The organism is Paenibacillus sp. J31R30 (assembly GCF_059692115.1).
The window spans coordinates 1,376,152-1,395,379 of the sequence record NZ_JCAUAV010000001.1 but is presented as its reverse complement, the minus strand read 5'-3'; the positions used below and the strand labels follow the sequence as shown (position 1 = coordinate 1,395,379).

Here is a 19,228-nt window from a genome sequence, read left to right as displayed (position 1 = left end):
AGGGACCTCCTGCCTCACCTCATACGACCCGTTCTGTCGCCAAATCAAATCACAAATAGCGACATATAAGCGGGAACGGTCGTTTGAATGAGCTTTTCGTAATCGAGCGATAGCTTCATAATTTCTTCCGTCTGTTTCCGAGGAAAACGCGTTTGCACATTCGCTTTGAACTTGTCGATCACCTTCGGCAATCCCTCAACACGCCGTCTGCGGTGTCCAATGGGATATTCACAGACAATTTTCTCCGTAGATGTCCCATCCTTAAAATAAATTTGAATGCTGTTCGCAATCGAACGCTTATCCGGGTCTAGATAGTCCTTGCTGTATTGCTCGTTCTCGACGACAACCATTCGTTCCCGAAGGGCATCAATACGTGGGTCAGCAGCGATATCATCTTCGTAATGCTCGGCAGTTAATGTGCCGTAAATGAGACCGATGCCAACCATGTATTGTAGACAATGATCACGATCTGCTGGATTATGCAGGGGCCCTTTTTTATCAATAATCCGCAGCGCCGATTTATGTGTTGTTAACATAATTTTAGTTATGTCAACTAAATGATCTTTGACACGCTCATGCAGGGTGAGTGCACACTCAACGGCCGTTTGTGCGTGAAACTCGGCAGGAAATGAAATTTTGAATAGAATATGCTCCATCACATAACTGCGCAAGGGTCGTGCCAAGGTTAATGTCTTTCCTTCAAACAAAACATCCTGAAATCCCCAATTCGGAGCCGTCAAAGCCGATGCATACCCCATCTCCCCGCCTACGGCCATCAGAGCCAATCGTACCGCACGACTTGTCGCATCACCCGCTGCCCAAGATTTCCTTGACCCCGTATTCGGCGCATGCCGATACGTTCGTAAGCTTGCACCATCAATCCATGCGTTAGAGATGGCGTTGCATACCTCCTCTTTTGTACCTCCCAACATGACAGTTGCTACTGCCGTTGAGGCGATTTTCACCAGATGAACATGATCCAAGCCAACACTGTTCAAGCTATTTTCCAATGCGAGCACGCCTTGGATTTCATGAGCTTTGATCGCCATCGTCAGAACGTCCTTCATATTGAATGGCGTCTGTCCCTCTGCGATCCGCCTTCGGCTCACATAATCGGCAACGGCTAGGATGCTTCCTAAGTTATCGGATGGATGCCCCCATTCTGCGGCTAACCACGTGTCATTATAATCGAGCCACCGAATCATACAGCCAATATTAAAGGCCGCTTGAACGGGGTCCAATTCGTATCTAGTTCCTGGCACACGAGCACCGCCGATTACCTCTGCACCTGGAACAATAGGACCCAGATGCTTCGTGCAGGCTGGAAAACGCAGCGCAAGCAAGCCCGTTCCCAAAGAGTCCAACAGGACATGCTGGGCAATCTGATACGCTTCCTCGCTCTCAATCTCAGCATTCAGAGCATAGTCAGCAATCTCACTAATTAACGGGTCAAAAATCATCTCCCTCTGATTCGATTCACTAGGCGTACTCATACGATTTCGTCCTCACTTTCTGTCAGACTTTGTGCCTGAGGCGGGTGCAAATCTCTCGCTCCGGTATACCGTACACGTGGTCTGAACAGGCGATTATTCGCATGCTGCTCCATGACATGTGCACTGATGCCCACCGTTCGCGAGGCGAGGAAAACGGGTGTAAACAGCTCAATCGGAATACCAAGTAAGTAGTAGACAGGCGCTGCATAATAATCTAGGTTCGGATGCAGCTGCTTCTCCGTCCGCATCACATCTTCCCCGCGTACACACATGTCGTACAGTTCTTGTTGATTGCATAGTGGTGCGAGCTTAGCCAGTGCTTCTTTCATCAACAGCGCGCGCGGATCTGGCTTTCGCATATACACACGATGCCCAAAGCCCATAATGCGCTCCTTCCGTGCAAGCTTCGAACGAATCAAAGCTTCGAGCTCATCTTCCGAACCCGCTTCAAGCAGCATGTGCATGACCGCTTCATTCGCTCCGCCGTGCAAGGTCCCTTTGAGTGAAGCAACAGCTCCGACAAGTGCACCGTATATATCAGACTGTGTAGAGGCAATTACGCGTGCAGTAAACGTTGAATTCGGCAGCTCATGTTCACTATATACGACCAAGGATTGATCAAAAATCGCCTCCTCAATCTTCGACGGTTTCTCGCCTGTAATCATGTACAGAAAGTTAGCTGTATACGATAGCATCGGGTCTGGTTCGATCAGCGGTTGTTTGGTCAGCGCACGATAGCCATACGCAACAATCTGCGGTACCTTGGCAAGCAGACGTATCGCTTTACGTCCGTTAGCCTCCGGTGATCGATCATCGAGTTCCTCATCAAAGCTCGCTAGCGCGGATATACTCGTTCGCAGCACATCCATCATATCTGCGCGATCTGGCATCAAATGGAGCATCGCTCGCACATTCGGCGGTAATCCATATTCAGCTTGTATCTTTGACTCAATCGCTTTTCGCCTTTGCTCATTCGGCAATTCACCTTCGAGCAGAAGCCCCACAACGTCCAAATAGGTCATTTGCTCCGCAAGTTCCATCAGATCATACCCGCGAATGACGATTTCTTCCTTCTCCACATCCAAAAATGAAATGCTAGTCTCACTGGCAATCACATGCTCAAGTCCAGGCAAATACTGATCACTCATGTTTTCGCTCTCCCTTCCTACGTACTTTCAGAAAGCAGCAAACGCGAAATCACAATACGCTGAATTTCATTCGTCCCTTCATAAATTTGCGTCACTTTGGCATCTCGCAGATAACGTTCTACCTTCGACTCCTTCAGGCAACCCCATGCGCCACAGAGCTGCACAGCTCGCAAACAACCTTTAACAGCCGTATCACTGGCAAAAAGCTTCGCTATGGCAGCCTGCTTCCCATAAGAGAGCCCCTTGCTCTTGCGCCAAGCGGCTTGATAGGTCAGCAGCCTTGCGGCCTCAATGTGCGTCGCCATCTCGGAAATATGAGCGTCGAACAGCTCGCCACTTCGTATGCCGGCTCCCGCTCCAAATGCAGTGACAGCGTCCAACGCCCCTTGGCTAATGCCCGTTGCTTGCGCGGCAATCCCGATCCGTCCGCCGTCTAGACTCCGCATCGCGATGCGGAAGCCTTCGCCTTCGGGACCTAGCCGGTTCTCCGCTGGCACTCTACACCCCTCAAACCTCAACTCCATCGTCGTGGATGAGCGGATGCCGAGCTTCTTTTCTTTCGTGCCGAAAATCAGCCCTTCCATGCCTTTTTCCACGATGAAAGCCGTACAACTCTTTTGCTTGTTCATCGCATCCGTTACCGCAAAAACAATATACACCTCCGCCTCTCCGCCATTCGTAACGAATAGCTTGGAGCCGTTAAGCTCATACGCATCTCCCACATTGGTTGCGGTCGTGCGCATAGCTCCAGCGTCTGAGCCGGATTCGCTCTCCGTCAGACAGTATGCGCCAAGCATATGCCCCCCAGCCATTGGGAACAAAAACCTTTGTTTCTGAGCATCCGTACCATACGTATAAATCGCCCAGCTGGCCAGCGACGTATGCACGGAGAGCATAACACCAGTAGAAGCACATACACGCGAAAGCTCCTCAATCATCATCGCATAGGTTAAGAAGTCGGCTCCCCCGCCGCCAACTGCTTTGGGCCAGGGTATCCCTGACCAGCCAAGCTCACCTATGCTGTCGAAAATCCCACGATCAAATCGCTCATGTTCATCCCTTTCCTCTGAAGTCGGCTCCATTCTCGCGAGTGCAAATTCACGAACTTTCGTACGCATATCTTGCTGATCTTGGGTATAAGAGAAATGCATGCGACGACCTCCTTCGACGTGTTCATGCTGCTAACACCTGATTGGCCGAGGTTGATTGGGTCGATCGTAATTCTTTGGACAAGCTGTAAACGCTTTCAAATATATGTTATATATACACGCTTTTCTTAGCCAATAGACTGCGCCGCGACAAAAAATGATTATCTCGTATCTAGTCCGGTGTCTTTGCTTGCTTTCTAACATTTCATTCATTTGTCTATTAATTTAAAAGATTAATCTATTAAGACTCTTTTAAATATCGCAATTATCTTTTTTAAAATTAGACTATCCTTTATTTGGGAAAATAACTACATTCAAGTAGGACTAACCACCTATTTCTTTTTAATATATCTTTTGAATCAAAATTGAGTCACCTAAACTACTTGAATAGACAATTCACTAGGGTCTTTCGCCGTTTCCTACCGAGTCACCACAGATATGATAATGTAGCCAAGCATTTAGGCATTAAATTAGATGTGTTGGAAGGATTTCAGCGCAAAGGAGTGTCAATATGAGAAGTAACACTAGTAAGCCTCGCAAAAAAAGAATATGTCCATGTAAGAGAGTGACGATTATGAGTAAGAAAAAACAAGTATTTCGTAGTAGAAGATTCAAACACTGTAAAGTGGTTGTATGTAGACCGCTGAAACCCAGAAAAGTTAAACGCCCATTAAAAATTTCACAGGTGTTCGACAAAAAAAGTGCAAGCAAATCAGCCAATCTATCCGACAATGATAGTAACGCTCAGGCAACTGAGACTTCTACAAGCACCAGTGGAGCGAATAATCAATCGGATACCGATAGTACCTCCAATGCGTCAGAGACATCTACAAGCTCCAGCGGAGCAAATAATCAATCGGATACCGATAGTAACTCCCATGCGACAGAGACATCGTCAAGCTCCAGTGGTGCCAACAATACGTCAGATAACGATAGCACCTCTCATGCATCCGATAAGTCTTTAAGCTCCAGCGGAGCAACGAACATATCTGATACGGATAGCTCAGCAAATGTGAATGAAACCTTAACGAGCACCAGTGGATCTAACAATACCTCTGATACGGATAGTAATTCCACGGCTACTGAAACGTCGAACAGCAACAGCGGCGCTACGAACACATCCGATACCGACAGCTCAGCAAATTTAAATGAAACCTTAACAAGCACCAGTGGATCGAACAATACCTCTGATACGGATAGTAATTCCACGGCTACTGAAACGTCGAACAGCAACAGCGGCGCTACGAATACATCCGATACCGACAGCTGGGCTACTGTGAATGAGACTTTGACCAGCAATAGCGGATCTAACAACACCTCTGATACGGATAGCAATTCCACAGCTACGGAAACGTCTAATAGCAACAGCGGCGCTACAAACACCTCCGATACCGACAGCTCGGCTACAGTTAATGAGACATTGACCAGCAACAGTGGATCAAATAATACCTCTGATACGGATAGCACTTCTACTGCTACGGAAACATCCACAAGTACGAGCGGAAGCACCATTACGTCGGATACAGACAGTACTTCGACAACAGGTGATAATACCTCGACGACGAGCAGCGATGCGACGAATTCATCCGATACCGATAGTACCTCTACCTCTGGTGACAGCACTTCAACAACAGGTGACAACACGTCAACGACGAGTAGCGATGCGACGAACACGTCCGATACCGACAGCACCTCTACCTCTGGTGACAGCACTTCAACAACAGGTGACAACACGTCAACAACGAGCAGTGATGCCACAAACTCATCAGATACGGACGCGACCTCCAGTGCAGGGCCAAGCTCTTCAACGACGGGAGATAATTCCTCCACGAGTACGAGTGATTCCGAGAACTTATCGGATACGGATGCAACATCTACAACGGGTGATAACACCACCACCAACACAAGCAATGCAGATAATTCTTCCACCAATGATAATGCGAGCTCAGCAAATAGCACCTTAGATTCAGAGAGCTGCGCATCGAACAACTCTGCCAATACTAGCACCGCGGATAATACGTTTGACTATAATAGTTCTTTAACTAGCAGTTCAAATGGACTGGCTACAGCTGCCAATAACTCAGCTAATACCATTTCGAATGGTAATAGCTTCACTGTTGGTAACAGCACATTAATTAATATTAGCGATAATACGGTTACTCTAGCCATTTTACTCCTGTTATCGAAATGCCTCTGTCCAGCATCGGGTACTGGAGGTACCACGACTACGACTTCAGGATGTGGAGGAAATATTGCAATATCCAATCTTGAAGGTCTGATTACTAACTTAATCAACGACGAACGTGCGAGTAAGAAAGCGCTAATTGATGCCTTGAATCAAAATAACTCCATAATCGGATAGGAGATATGATAATGAATTCCGAGAACTTTTCGAAATCCCTATTTACTTTTTCAAAAAAAGAGGGTCAATCTGAACTAGCCGTCATTATTAATAATTCGGGAAATCTTCCACGAAGTATCAATCTTGAAATAAAAGATAGTGAAACTGGACAAACCTTGCCAGCTTCACTCGATGGTCTTCCTTTCATTTCCCCCCTTGTCGTTCCAGAGCAATCGGTTAGTACGTTAATCGTGAACGTAGCCGAAGCTAAACAAATGATTGCTATTGAGTTTCAGCGTACTTCTTCCGAAGGCGGCATGTCACTACGTCAAAAAAACAGCTCCAGCAATGGCGTTGTAACGAATCTTGTGGAATTGATTTTGAAATAATCCGTATCGTTGTGAGATGCTAGATGCTACACATCGCAAAAAGAGGAGCAGTTATCTGCCCCTCTCTCTCTTAAATATCTTGCTATTCGGTTTTCATCAATACACCGGCAGGCAGAACTCGCTCCACATGCTCTCGCAGTGAACGATTCGTAACCAGCTCATCGCTGAAAATAGCAATTATCCCGCTGTCTTCACGCGTTCTGATCAAACGGCCCATCCCTTGTCGCAATCGAAGCAGCATGTAAGGAATATCGACTTCTTCATAAGGGGAAGCAGCCGCCTCACGCTTCGCATTAAAGACCGGATCCTGCGGAGGAAACGGCAGCGCCCAGACAATGACATTGGATAGTGATGGACCAGGAATATCGAGTCCCTCCCACAGGCTAACGGCAGCCAAGACGCTGTGCTCATCTTCTTGGAACGAAGCGATCACATGCGAAATTTCTTGATCTCCCTCATAGAAGAAAGTTAGATCCTTACAATCCGCACGAGATGACATCTCAGCTTTGAATCGTTGTAACTCCTGATGCGTTGGGAACAAAATGAGCGCCCTGCCTTGTGTCCTATGAAGCAATGCAACGGCAGAAGCCATTTTCTCTTGGAAAGTCCCGCCCTCCGCGAATCGAGGAGCCACGACTTCCATCCGTTCCGCGTAGTCATATGGTGAGTCTACCGAGAACGAGAGATATTTCTCAAGGCCTAAGCTGTTCGCCACATAATCGAACTTACCCTCTACCGATAATGTTGCTGACGAGAATACGATTGGCATTTTGGTGGAAAAGACATACTCCTTGAGCACTTCCTTCACCGTTCTTGGCATAACAACAAGCGTGAGCCCTATAATACTTTCTGTCGCCCAACAAATAAAAGAATCCTCGTTGCGGAATAATGCAAATGCCTTCTGCATCATTTCCAGATGCTCCTCAACAATTTTTAGCTGATAGTCATTGAGGGTAAACATTTCCCCTTCAAAGACTAACTCCTCTTCGATCTCGGACAAAATATCACAGAGCGTATGAATCTCTCTTTTCAAACGATCACTCATGACGATCTGCTTACGATCAGAGCCTGCAATCGGACGACAACTGCTTTCCAACAACTCAAACATGCGTTCGCTCTGCTCAATTGCCCGATCAATACAGACAGCTAGGGTTTCACGAACTTCCCCTTTTAACAACCGAATGACCAATTCCTCGAACACCATATGCTTCAGCTTATAGGTCAAAGCTTTTTGTGCTGCGGATTCCATCAAATGTCCTTCATCAAAAACAACCGTGCAGTGATCCGGCAGCAATGGCAGCTGGCCTTCACGCTTTCTTCCATCATAGGTCCATACATGCTCCATGTAGAAATCATGTGAACATATAATTAGATCGGTTGACTTCCGGTAGGATTCCCGAGATAACGTTTGTCCACAACGATGGCGCCTATCGCAGACAAAGCAATCTTGGAAAACATCCCAGTTCATCCGATTCCACTGTTCATCGCTAAGATGCGGGTAATTCTTACGATCACCGTATGCATAGAACGTTTGCAGTGCTTCTCGCGTATGGACAAAATCAGGAAGAGACTCGTGTACCTCGCGATACAGTCCCGTTTCTTCATGTCCGAATCTGGCCTCATCTAGCTTCACCAAACAAGCATATTGGTCCGGAGATTTCGCCAGTCTTGCATCAATTTGCAGATTCAAATGGCGAGAGATTTTATCAATATCTCCACCGGGTTTCACGAGCTGCTCAATTAATGATTCGTCCGCGCATGCGATGATCGCCGGTTTGTTCATAAATCGCGAATAGCAGATCGCATATAATAAATAGACCAACGTTTTCCCTGTGCCAACGCCAGCTTCCGCAAAAATCGTCTGTTTCTCCGCATATGCCCGTTCTAACTGAAACGCCATGTAAATTTGTTCATCTCGTACTTCAAAGCCTGCTTCAGGCAATATGTCATAAAAGATATCCGCAATCCAGTCAGATACCTGCTGCATAAATGGCTGTGCATGATCATATGCAAATGGATAACGTCCCACGTTTATGCCCCCAACCCATAGTTTGAATCAAACTTGTATTATCTCATGAAATCCTAGTAAAAGCAAAACTTCGCTTTCTTTGCGCAAGCAATCCAACTTGATTACAAACAAAAAAACTCACACCAGAGCCAACTTTCTCTCCGGAATGAGATTTCCTCTTACATACTAAACCGTTCGCGATATCCGCACTTGCGGCATAGCTCCTCGACCACTTCACGTCTGGAAAAGCCTTCAAACAAGCGATTGGCCCGCTCTCCCTCGACGATTTCAGAGAATGGCGTGTGGTTAATATTCCCCAAATTGATAACCCCTTCCCCATCCAAACAACAAGGAATAACGGTTCCGTCAACGAGAATACCAGCTTGATTACGCAGCGCATGGCAAAATCCAGGACCTGAGATCTCCTCCGCTTTCAAATCTGGCCACTGGAACTCGTGATCCTGATTCAGATACACACGATCCGCAAGCTTCACGCCAGTTCCGCGGACGAATTTCTCATCGATTTTGTAATCGAGGTCGAATTCTTTCTCCAATAGCTCCAACACTTCTCGGTTACGTTGCCGCTCCAAATTCGTCTGATTATCCGTGTCCAAATTCCATAATCGGAAAGAAATAATGACATTGGACTTCGCCACGATTTCCTTCGCAAACCGAAGAATACTTGTTACATAGCCCTCTTTATCTTCGGAGCCTTCATGACCGTCAAAGCTGTGCAAGGAGAAATTCATTTGGCGAAGCGCCGGCTTATCGAGCAATTTGTGTCTATTTTTGTTAATCAGTGTACCGTTGGTTGTAATATTCACCTTAAAGCCCTTCTCATGGCTGAGATCGAGCAGTTCGTCGATTTTGGGATGAAGCAGCGGCTCACCTTTTACATGCAAATAAATGTGATCCGTATGCGGCTTAATTTGATCTAGAATATTCGTAAACGTATCTATTTTGATGAAATTCGCTTGACGCTTCGTCTGCGGACAGAACGTGCAGGCCAAGTTGCATACACTCGTAATTTCAATATAAAATTTCTTGAACTTCTTCATGGTCGGACTCCGTTTCTATTTTGCGTTACTATGATAGAGGCTATTATACCAAGCGAGGCGACTGAATGAAAGGATTTCACACATTTTAGAAAAATAGCTGTACACTCCACCCAATGAAATACGCGGAGGGCACGAGAAATATTTGCGCCAGAAGCGTTCCTAAGAAACGTGTTGTCATGAGCAAAGCGTAGATTTTGCCTAGCTGCTTTCGCTGATCCTCGTCATGCAGTGCCTTGTCAGTGATGAGGCCTAACTGTGGATCAATGAATATCGTTAGCAAAATGGTGGCAATCCCGTTGATCAGACCAGATGCTTGCGAGGCAGTTGTCGCATATTCAGGCCAAAGATGAGCCGCATACAGTGAAGCTAGAACACCGACAGAATAAAATGCCGTAACGACGATATTAATGAACAGAAACCGTTTGGAAATACCGAGATAACGGAATTGGCTTAGCTTTAATTTTGGCTTTTTGATGTATTTGGTCGTATTCTTAAGTTGAGAAATGGTGACGTTCGTAAGCATCTTCGGTAGGGAGCCTGCAATTTCGAGACGAGCAATCACTCTAGCGCTAAGGTTGATAAAAGTAGGAAATAACGCAATGGCAATGATCGTCCCGATGGACGAAGCTAGTAAAGAAATGCGTAAATATCGCACCAGATCAAACGTAGGCTCATGCTTGGCAAAATCCACAAAATGCGCCGTCATTGGCGCCTGAATCAGGTTCGCTGTGCGCGAAACTAGCACAACGATGCCGACTAGCGAAAGCGCCACAGCGAGCTTATTCACCCGCACACCTGCGTAGCGAATCGAGTACGACAGCGTCTCCGCCGTGTGAATAATCATCGTTAAAATGAATACCAATATGAGCGTGTTGATCATGGGAAATAATCGCCTTCCTCCACTAGAGTAATAGGTAGTGATGCGAACGAAAACCCACCTCCTGTGTTAGCATCGGTGGGTTCTTGGGGTTATGTTTAGGGAATTCTGTTACTAAACTATTCGTGACGCAGCGAGGATTCCCTCTATTGGAATCCGCAAAACAAAGGAACTCGGAACTACGCCTTCCGGTCGTCCCCGTACCACAGCTCACGGAACGTGGAACTGTGTCGCAGCAACTCCTCCGACGTACCTTCCGCTTCGATACGGCCGTCCTTCATCACGATGATATGGTCGGCACGTGTCAGCGCGGTTTTGCGGTGCGAGACGACCAGACACGTCGCATCACTGCGGCGCTGGAACATCCGCTCCCAGAGCTTCTGCTCTGTCTCGACGTCGAGCGCGCTCGACAGGTCGTCGAAGACATACAGCTCGGCGTCCCGCACGAGCATGCGGGCTGCGGCGGTCCGCTGCGCTTGGCCGCCGGAGAGCTTCACCCCGCGCGGGCCGATGACCGTGTCCAGCCCGCCAGGCAGCTGCGCAACGTCGTACTCGAGCACCGCCGCGTTCAGTGCCTGCTGCAAGCTGTCACCTTGCTCCGCTTGCCCGAGCAAAATATTATTGCGCAGCGTATCGCTGTACAGCCGCGGCACCTGCGCGGTATAGGCGCTCTGCGGCGGTGTAAAGAAGGTGCCCGGATCCTCGACGGGCACACCATTCCACGCGATCGTTCCTTGCTCCTTGGGCAGCAGCCCAAGAAGGGAACGAACCAGCGTGGTTTTGCCAGAACCGATCGTTCCCGTAATGACGGTGAACGATCCTCTGTGCATCGCGAAGTGGATGTCAGCGATACCTCTACCCGTATCCGGGTAGGTGTAGCTGAGCCCGTTCACTTCCAAGCGCTCCAGCGGTGGCGCAACCACGTTGTCATTCGCTTGATCTGGGGCTTTATCTTCCTTCCGATCAACTGAATCAACCTTCCTCACCCGCTCCTTCTTCAAATACAACGGCTTCACCATCGTCAATACCTTCGCCGACGCGCCTTGCAGCAAGAAGGTCAACCGCTCCAGTGAAACACTCATCTGCTTAAAGTACGTGATAAACTTCCCTACATTCGTAATAAACTGTGTCACGAAAGTCAAATAGTAAACGAACAACGCTAGATCACCAACGGTGAACGTTCCGGCTCTCATTTTCGTCCCAGCTAGAAGAAGCAATAATCCTGTTCCCAAATTGACTGAATTCGAGAATACGGAGTCAAGTAATTCACTCATTAGGCGATCTTTGAGCATGGCTTTTCGACGAGCATCACCGAAGCTGCGGAACCGTTCGATCACTCGCTTTTCAGCGCCAGCCACTTGAATGGCCTGCACGTTGCCGAACATTTCGCTGATTTCACCGGTTACTTTCGAGGTAGATTCCCGGCTCGCTGCACGATATTTCTGCAAACGTACGGTTGCGAGCTGAGCCGCTGTAATCACGATCACGATGGGCATGAACACAAGCAATGTCATTTGTGCATCAATACGAATCAATATGTACCCTGACACGAGGGCAAAACATGTCATCCCAAACACATCAACCGACCAGCTCGCCGCTTCTTCCGATTGATCTACATCGTCACGGAAATGGCTAATCGCTTCCCCTGGCGAGACAGGAATCGCTTGTGCACCTGGTTGCTTGAGAACATGCTCTAGTAAATTACGGCGAAGCAGCATCCCCATGCGAAAGCGGAAATGCACATCCGTTATGAATCCAAAGACGATCAGCAGGATTCGTCCTAAAGCCGCTCCTATCAGCAATGCGATTAAGCCCCACACGCCAAAGCTTAGCTTGGCATTCCCTGTCAGCGTGTCGAAAAATTCTTTTGTAATGAGACCCGGTGCGATCGGCGCCAAATAAATGACCGTCCATGCAAAGGCATTAATGAAATACCGGAAAGGCTTATACATAATAAGTCCTTTTAAATATTGAAACGTCGTCATGCCAACACCTCCTCTAACCCTGTCGCGAGTAATTGGCTGAATCGGGAATTCGGGTCAGCGGCAAGAACCTCTCTGCGACCTGATTCCAGCACACGCCCTCCATCCAAAATGACGATATGATCCGCACGCTGAACGGTAGCTAATCGATGGGCGATCATGATGCAGGAGCGATCATTTAACAATCTGGATACAGCCTTCTCCATCCGCTGCTCTGTGAGTGGATCCAATCGCGATGAGGCTTCATCCATAATGACCAGTCCCGGATTCGTTAAGAACACACGTGCGAAAGCCAACAATTGCGCCTCTCCCGCAGACAAACTGCTTCCGCCCGAAGCAAGCCCTGTATCCAGTCCCTCTGGCATCGCTTCATACCAAGCGCCTAAGCCAAGCTCATGAAGTACCTCAATAATCTGTTCATCCCGAATCTTCGCATTATAAAAGGTTAAATTATCACGAATGGTCCCTTGAATGATTTCAATGTTTTGTGTCACGAGAGCGACACGCTTCCGCAGCTCTGCTAACTTACAATCGCGAATATCAGTTCCGCTGAGAGCAATCACACCACTTTGCGGATCATAGAAACGCAATAATAACCTAGCAATCGTTGACTTCCCACTCCCGGTGCGACCTAGTAAACCTAGCACCTCGCCAGGCTTCAGCGTCATCGTCAAGTGATCAATCGTCGGCTGATCCTCGTCATAGCTAAATACAACATCTTTGAAATCAACCCCAAGCGGTCCTTCCGGGAGCTGAGCCCCTGGTCCATCTTGGATCTTGGACTGAATCGCGAATAGCTCTCGAATTCGGGAAATACTTGCGTCTGCTTTTTGCAAATCTTCCATTTGCGTCCGGATCTTTTCTATGGGTTTAGCCAGTAATTCCGTATAGAAGAATATTAAATACACGGTTCCTAGCGTAATGTGATGGCCATGCCATAAGTAGGCACTGATCCCGAATGCCATCGCATTGCCTAACGCGAACACGAAGATAGACATGTTCCACATCGCACAGAAGCCGAGGAATGCTTTCACGCGCAGTGGCAGCATTTTTCGGAGCATCGTATAGAAACGATTCATCACGAAGCTCACGGCACCATTGGCGCGAATGTCCTCCGTCCCTTCCAAATGCTCACCGATAAAACCATAAAACTCCGCATTCGCCTGCCGCCACCCCGCCCAAACGGGCACAGCAAATTGACGAATCCACCCAATCATATAAATCGCAACAACAACGAAAACTGCCATTCCAACGCCAATTAACCAATTTTCACAGAATAAGAGCACAAGAATTCCTGCCATCAACAGCACATTGCCAAATAAATGAATGATCATGCTGGAGAAGAAATTAGCAAGCGCATTCACATCGCCATCCACTCGCTCAATCAACGAGCCGGATGTATGGCTTTTATGAAAAGACATATCCAATGACAGACAATGTGCGGCTAAATCAACGCGCAGCTTATTCGTTGTTTTCCAACCGACATTTTCACTAAAATAAGTCGCAATAACGGATACAAGCTGCTGGACCAACGCAAAGCCAATAAATAGGAGCGCAGCTGTAAAAAGAGGCTGCATCGACCCCTGCGACTGCGCGGTATCAATAAAATAGCGGATAATTTGCGGATTGATCAGCTGCAGTCCAATGGATGCGAACAATAGCAAGGTCAGTCCAATCAGCGTCCCCTTCTGAGGAAACAAATAGCGGCCTAGCAGCTCGCGATATTGCCCCATGGAGTTACTGTTTTTGCGGTTTTTCTTCATTGTAATAGAGTCCTCCGTATTCCTCTTGACGTACACTCCATCATACTAAATTGATGGGATCACGACAACGGACTCTTTGGCTATAATGAAAAAAACCGCCGTAGCGGCGGTTGGCGTTATTCCGAATTGCCATTAACCTGAGGGGGCAAATGCTGTAACGGTGTTTTCACCCTTACAGCAATCCTCCCCCTCAGCCACGCTCAAAAATACCGCGAAGTCATCATCTTCTTCTTCGTGTAAAATTCGACCCCGTCCTTGCCATTGGCATGCAGATCGCCATAGAACGAATCCTTCCAGCCTGAGAAGGGGAAGAAGGCCATCGGCGCGGGTACGCCAACATTAACACCCAGCATCCCCGCTTCTACCTCCTCGCGGAATTGACGCACAGCCTTCGCATTCTCTGTGTAAATAACCGCTGAATTCCCGAAGCGTGATTGATTCACTAACTCCAATGCGCTGCTCAGATCCGCCGCACGAAATAACGATAGCACAGGCCCGAAAATCTCCTCTCTGGCAATCGTCATCTCAGGCTTCACATGATCAAAGATCGTCGCCCCGAGGAAAAACCCCTCGCCTTCACACGCGTCCACCTTTCTCCCATCGATCAGCAGCTTGGCGCCTTCTGCGATGCCTTTCTCAATATAGCCCGCAATTCGCGTCCGCTGCTCTTCTCGAATAATCGGTGTCAGCGTCACCTGCTCCTCCATTCCACTGCCCAGCACCAACTGTGCAGCAGCCTCCTGCAGACCCCTCACAAATGACTCACCATCCCCCACAACCACGACAGCTGAACACGCCATACAGCGTTCACCCGCAGAGCCGAACGACGACATGACGATATTCTCAATTGTTTTCTCCTGATGCGCATCAGGCATGACGATGTGATAATTTTTAGCGCCTGCTAAGGCTTGCACTCTTTTACCCGCAGCTGATGCTCTTTCATATACATACTTGGCCACAGGCTGCGAGCCAACGAAGGATACGGCTTTGACAGCAGGTAACGTCGTCAACGCATTGACTACATCATGCGCCCCATGCACGACATTGAGCACACCATCAGGGAGTCCCGCCTCTTGCATCAACGAAGCTAATTTCATGGCTGTCAGCGGGGTGCGTTCCGATGGCTTCAGCACAAAGGTGTTCCCACAGGCAATCGCAAGGGGAAACATCCAACATGGCACCATCATCGGGAAATTAAACGGAGTAATACCCCCTACAACACCAAGCGGCACACGAAATAACTCGGAATCCATTTCCGCAGAAATGTTTGCGAGCGTAGCTCCCATCATATGTGATGGTGCACCGGCAGCAAATTCTACACATTCGATGCCGCGCAGAACTTCACCTAAAGCCTCCTTGTAACTCTTCCCGTTCTCTTTCGTGATCAACTCAGCGAGCTCTTGCTCATGAGACTGCAGTAGCTGCCAATAATGAAACAAGACTCGTGCACGTTTTGGAACAGGTGTTCTACTCCATGCTTCATAGGCATGTTGAGCAGCGTCCACAGCATGCTCCACATCCTCTGCCGTCGATAATGGCACGCGCGCGATCACTTTACCTGTTGCAGGATTGATGACATCACTCATTTCACCGCTTACTGAATCCACCCAAACGCCATTGATCAAATTTTGCAGGTTCGTCATCGTCGTTCATCTCCTGGGGCTAGAAATTTTCACCACAAGTCATTGGACACATTGTATAATAAAGTTCATTCCTTCATTGTGCATGAATACGTCAACTTACCTTCCATGGAAGTGGTGATTCGGTTTGGTACAGACACTTTTACAATTAACTGTGCATGATATTTTGCAGCGTCCACTCTTTCATAAGGCTGAGGCTATTGCAACAGAGGAAGCTTTAGCCCGTAAAGTTCGCTGGGTTCACATCATGGAAGTTACGCAAGTTGGTCACCTTTTGAATGGGAATGAACTTATACTAAGCACGGGGATTGGTTGGCAGGACAATGAGGAAACGAGTCTTTCCTTCCTACAGCAATTGATTGACAGCGGAGCTTCAGGACTTTGTATCGAGTTGGGTACCTATACAAAGCAGCCGCTTGAGAGTATGAAGACGCTTGCCCTTCAAGCCAATTTTCCGCTCATTTTTTTCCACGAGGAAGTTCGTTATATTGATATCACGCAGGATTTACATACGCATTTCATTCATCAGCATCACAAAATGGTCTCCGATCTAGAATCGCTTTCCACAAAGCTGAATCAACTGCTTTTATCAGGCAAAGGCTTACAGCCGCTGCTCAAGCTGCTGCAAGAAACGACACACGCGCAGGTAGCCTTCTTCCCTTTCGATACAGAGGCGGTTTTCGTCCCTTCACTTCCGAAAGATGAGGGTGCTGCTTTTTATGAGAAATGGATTTTTGGCGAAATTTTTCACTTATCCGATGTCAAAAACAAGCTAGCCCATCGCCCTATTCTCGCGTTAGAACATTTGTTCGCCGACCTGCTTTTATATGCCGAACAGGAGCTCAGTGAGTTTCAAATACTCGCATTGGATCGCTGTGCGACCGCTATTGCGCAAGAAATGATGCGCACCACTTATATCGAGGAGAAAACTCGCTACAAACAGGACCTCTGGGTGACCGATTGGTTAAGCGGTAAACATTCTCTACAAGATATTCGTGAGTATGTCATGTCCGTCAAGCCTGCGGTGAAACTGGGTCCAATCATCGTTTGCGTATTCGATAAGGCAGCAGGAACCGAGAGCTTCAAATCGCAAGAAACGCTTCTTTTTCAGAAACAAATGATCGCCCGCTCCCTGTTTGAAAGAGAAGGCTTATATTTGTTGCCTACGGTGTATGATCAGCGTATCGTCTTCATCCTTTTAGATCAAACGCCGTCTACTACAAGTCATGAGAGAATCCTGCGAACGATCCAGCGCTTGCAAAAAACGCAAGAATCCCAACTATTTCCGATACTATTAGGCATTGGCAAGGCAGTCAGTGACCCGCTTCACATTCACAACAGCTATGAATCCGCCTTAGAGACGGTAGAGATCCAGAAGGATATCGGCGTGCTTCCGAAGCCCTTCTATCACGAACTCCACGTCTACAAGGTGATCTTGCTTATGAAGCAAGCCGATCAACTGACCGCGTTCATTGAAGCGTATCTTGGTGGTATTGTAGCGTATGACTGCGAGAAAAATGGTCAGCTTCTGAAAACGTTGCACATGTATCTAACGCTGTCCGGCTCGAAACAAGAAACAGCGAAGGAGCTGTTCATTGTTCGGCAAACGTTATACCATCGGCTGGACAAAATCGCCGCGATTCTTGGCGACGATTTCATGCAGCCACAGAAGCGAATCGCGTTGGAGCTCGCCTTGCATGGGTATGAATATCTGAACGGAGCTATCCGTTAAGCTTTGGATTTGCCTTGCGACAACAACACGTTGACGTAATACTTTCTGGCATTGGCCGTCGTCAAATGCAGCCTAGCCGTTTCCCCGCCGGGGTGCTCGAGATCCAGCCATGCCCCTTCCAGATCTTCGAGCACGCCGACTATTTTGTATTTCTGTGCGACAAAGCCGTCAAGTTTTTGCTTTTCTGCTTGATAGAGCTCAAATTCAGACATTGGGGGCACCTCCCTGGACCGTTTCTTTCTTCACTGCGTTTACCGCTGACGATGACGAAACATACGTTCCCCTCTTGATGTATTGACCATTTCCTGCCTCTCCAACGAATTGTTTATCCTGAATGACGAACTCGCCACGAGAGAGAACCGTCACTGGCTCCCCTGTGATTTCAAGCCCTTCAAACGGATTATAATCCACATTCATGTGGTGGGTTTCGGCGGAAATCGTGCGCTTCGCAATCGGATCAAAAATAACAATATCCGCGTCACCGCCCACCGCAATCGTCCCCTTTTTCGGAAACAAGCCAAATAACTTCGCACTTCGCGTAGACACAATATCTACGAACTGATTCAATGTGATCCGCCCTTTCCCTACCCCTTCAGAGAACAGAATAGAGAAGCGGTCCTCAATGCAAGGCCCACCGTTGGGAATTTTACTAAAGTCCCCGAGCCCTAAGTCCTTTTGACCGTTAAAATTGAACGAACATTGGTCCGAGCCTAATGTCTGCAGCTGGCCCGTTTTCAGCGCATTCCACAGCACGTCTTGGTGAAACTTTGGCCGAAGCGGCGGGGACCAGACATATTTCGCGCCTTCAAAATCAGGCTTTTCCAGGTATGTTTGATCGAGCATCAAATATTGCGGACATGTTTCGCCCCAAATATCGACCCCGCGATTACGTGCTTCCGTAATTTGCTGGACAGCTTCTTCACACGTGACATGAACCACATAGAGCTGAGAGTTAGCTAACGCCGTGAGCTTGGCTGCGCGCCCCGTAGCTTCTCCTTCAATCAGGGATGGCCGAGTCAGCGCATGATAAATCGGATCCGTATGTCCGGCTTCGAGCGCTTCTTTGATTAAATACTCAATCACATCGCCATTCTCCGCATGTACCATAACGAGTGCGCCGTGCTTTTTCGCTTCCAGTAAAGTCCGATACAGTGTGCCGTCGTCCGCTTGGAAGACGTTCTTATACGCCATGAAAACCTTCAGTGAAGTGATGCCTTCGTCATGAATCATGCTCGGCAGCTCAGCAAGCACCTCATCGTTGATTTCGGCAATCATCAAATGGAAACCATAATCAATGACGGCTTTGCCTTTCGCTTTCTGATGCCATGTCTGAACAGACTGACTTAGCGGTTTCCCTTTATTCGTCAAACAAAAATCAATTACCGTGGTCGTTCCTCCGAATGCCGCTGCCATCGTGCCTGTCTCGAAATCATCCGCTGTCACCGTCCCGCCAAAAGGCATATCCAGATGGGTGTGCGGATCAATTCCGCCAGGAAATACATATTTTCCCGTGGCGTCCACAATCTCGGCGTCTTTTCGCGTGAGGTTAAGACCGATCCCAGTAATGATGCCGTTCTCTATGAGAATATCCCCTCGATACTGATCCGTTGCAGTGACAATTGTTCCATTCTTAATGAGCTTGGCCATGG

At 48.0% G+C, this 19,228-nt stretch carries 14 protein-coding genes; 2 read left to right on the top strand and 12 right to left on the bottom strand.

Features of this window, described 5'->3' with window-relative positions; genetic code table 11:
- Window positions 1-44: 44 nt before the first annotated feature.
- The 4 genes from AC58QO_RS05550 to AC58QO_RS05535 form a co-directional block, all read right to left on the bottom strand.
- On the bottom strand, window positions 45-1,493 hold the full coding sequence (locus AC58QO_RS05550) for a bifunctional 2-methylcitrate dehydratase/aconitate hydratase (RefSeq protein ID WP_497264246.1): 1,449 nt from the start codon (window positions 1,491-1,493) through the stop codon (window positions 45-47).
- Window positions 1,490-2,641 carry a citrate synthase gene (gene mmgD, locus AC58QO_RS05545; RefSeq protein WP_497264245.1) on the bottom strand — a complete coding sequence of 384 codons (1,152 nt, stop codon included), beginning with the start codon at window positions 2,639-2,641 and terminating at the stop codon, window positions 1,490-1,492. The genes AC58QO_RS05550 and mmgD overlap by 4 nt, the downstream gene beginning before the upstream one ends.
- Before the next feature lie 17 nt (window positions 2,642-2,658).
- A complete protein-coding gene (locus tag AC58QO_RS05540) occupies window positions 2,659-3,792 on the bottom strand; it encodes an acyl-CoA dehydrogenase family protein (RefSeq protein WP_497264244.1) in 1,134 nt (377 codons plus the stop codon).
- A gap of 939 nt (window positions 3,793-4,731) precedes the next feature.
- Window positions 4,732-5,787 (bottom strand): hypothetical protein, encoded by a 1,056-nt coding sequence (locus AC58QO_RS05535; RefSeq protein ID WP_497264243.1) that lies wholly within the window; start codon window positions 5,785-5,787, stop codon window positions 4,732-4,734.
- Between the two features lie 375 nt (window positions 5,788-6,162).
- On the opposite strand from AC58QO_RS05535, the gene AC58QO_RS05530 reads away from it, so the two are divergent.
- A complete protein-coding gene (locus AC58QO_RS05530; RefSeq protein ID WP_497264242.1) occupies window positions 6,163-6,519 on the top strand; it encodes a hypothetical protein in 357 nt (118 codons plus the stop codon).
- Between the two features lie 82 nt (window positions 6,520-6,601).
- Here AC58QO_RS05530 and AC58QO_RS05525 read toward each other — a convergent pair whose 3' ends face one another.
- The 6 genes from AC58QO_RS05525 to AC58QO_RS05500 form a co-directional block, all read right to left on the bottom strand.
- A complete protein-coding gene (locus AC58QO_RS05525; protein WP_497264241.1) occupies window positions 6,602-8,548 on the bottom strand; it encodes an ATP-dependent DNA helicase in 1,947 nt (648 codons plus the stop codon).
- A 158-nt stretch (window positions 8,549-8,706) separates the two neighbouring features.
- The gene (locus AC58QO_RS05520) at window positions 8,707-9,585 is read right to left on the bottom strand and encodes a radical SAM/SPASM domain-containing protein (RefSeq protein ID WP_497264240.1); all 879 of its coding nucleotides are present in this window, start codon (window positions 9,583-9,585) and stop codon (window positions 8,707-8,709) included.
- 85 nt (window positions 9,586-9,670) lie between these two features.
- Window positions 9,671-10,465: a lipid II flippase Amj family protein gene (locus tag AC58QO_RS05515; protein WP_497264239.1), complete on the bottom strand. Its 795-nt coding sequence runs from the start codon at window positions 10,463-10,465 to the stop codon at window positions 9,671-9,673.
- Window positions 10,466-10,641: 176 nt separating this feature from the next.
- Window positions 10,642-12,447: an ABC transporter ATP-binding protein gene (locus AC58QO_RS05510; RefSeq protein WP_497264238.1), complete on the bottom strand. Its 1,806-nt coding sequence runs from the start codon at window positions 12,445-12,447 to the stop codon at window positions 10,642-10,644.
- Window positions 12,444-14,207 (bottom strand): ABC transporter ATP-binding protein, encoded by a 1,764-nt coding sequence (locus AC58QO_RS05505; protein WP_497264237.1) that lies wholly within the window; start codon window positions 14,205-14,207, stop codon window positions 12,444-12,446. The genes AC58QO_RS05510 and AC58QO_RS05505 overlap by 4 nt, the downstream gene beginning before the upstream one ends.
- Before the next feature lie 200 nt (window positions 14,208-14,407).
- Window positions 14,408-15,850: a CoA-acylating methylmalonate-semialdehyde dehydrogenase gene (locus tag AC58QO_RS05500; protein WP_497264236.1), complete on the bottom strand. Its 1,443-nt coding sequence runs from the start codon at window positions 15,848-15,850 to the stop codon at window positions 14,408-14,410.
- A gap of 124 nt (window positions 15,851-15,974) precedes the next feature.
- Between AC58QO_RS05500 and AC58QO_RS05495 the strand changes: the two genes are divergently transcribed.
- Window positions 15,975-17,579, top strand: a complete 1,605-nt coding sequence (locus AC58QO_RS05495; protein ID WP_497264235.1) for a PucR family transcriptional regulator — start codon at window positions 15,975-15,977, stop codon at window positions 17,577-17,579.
- On the opposite strand, the gene AC58QO_RS05490 is transcribed toward AC58QO_RS05495, so the two are convergent.
- Both AC58QO_RS05490 and hydA read right to left on the bottom strand, forming a co-directional pair.
- A complete protein-coding gene (locus AC58QO_RS05490; protein ID WP_497264234.1) occupies window positions 17,576-17,791 on the bottom strand; it encodes a hypothetical protein in 216 nt (71 codons plus the stop codon). The genes AC58QO_RS05495 and AC58QO_RS05490 overlap by 4 nt on opposite strands.
- Window positions 17,784-19,226 (bottom strand): dihydropyrimidinase, encoded by a 1,443-nt coding sequence (gene hydA / locus AC58QO_RS05485; protein ID WP_497264233.1) that lies wholly within the window; start codon window positions 19,224-19,226, stop codon window positions 17,784-17,786. The genes AC58QO_RS05490 and hydA overlap by 8 nt, the downstream gene beginning before the upstream one ends.
- Window positions 19,227-19,228 lie beyond the last annotated feature (2 nt).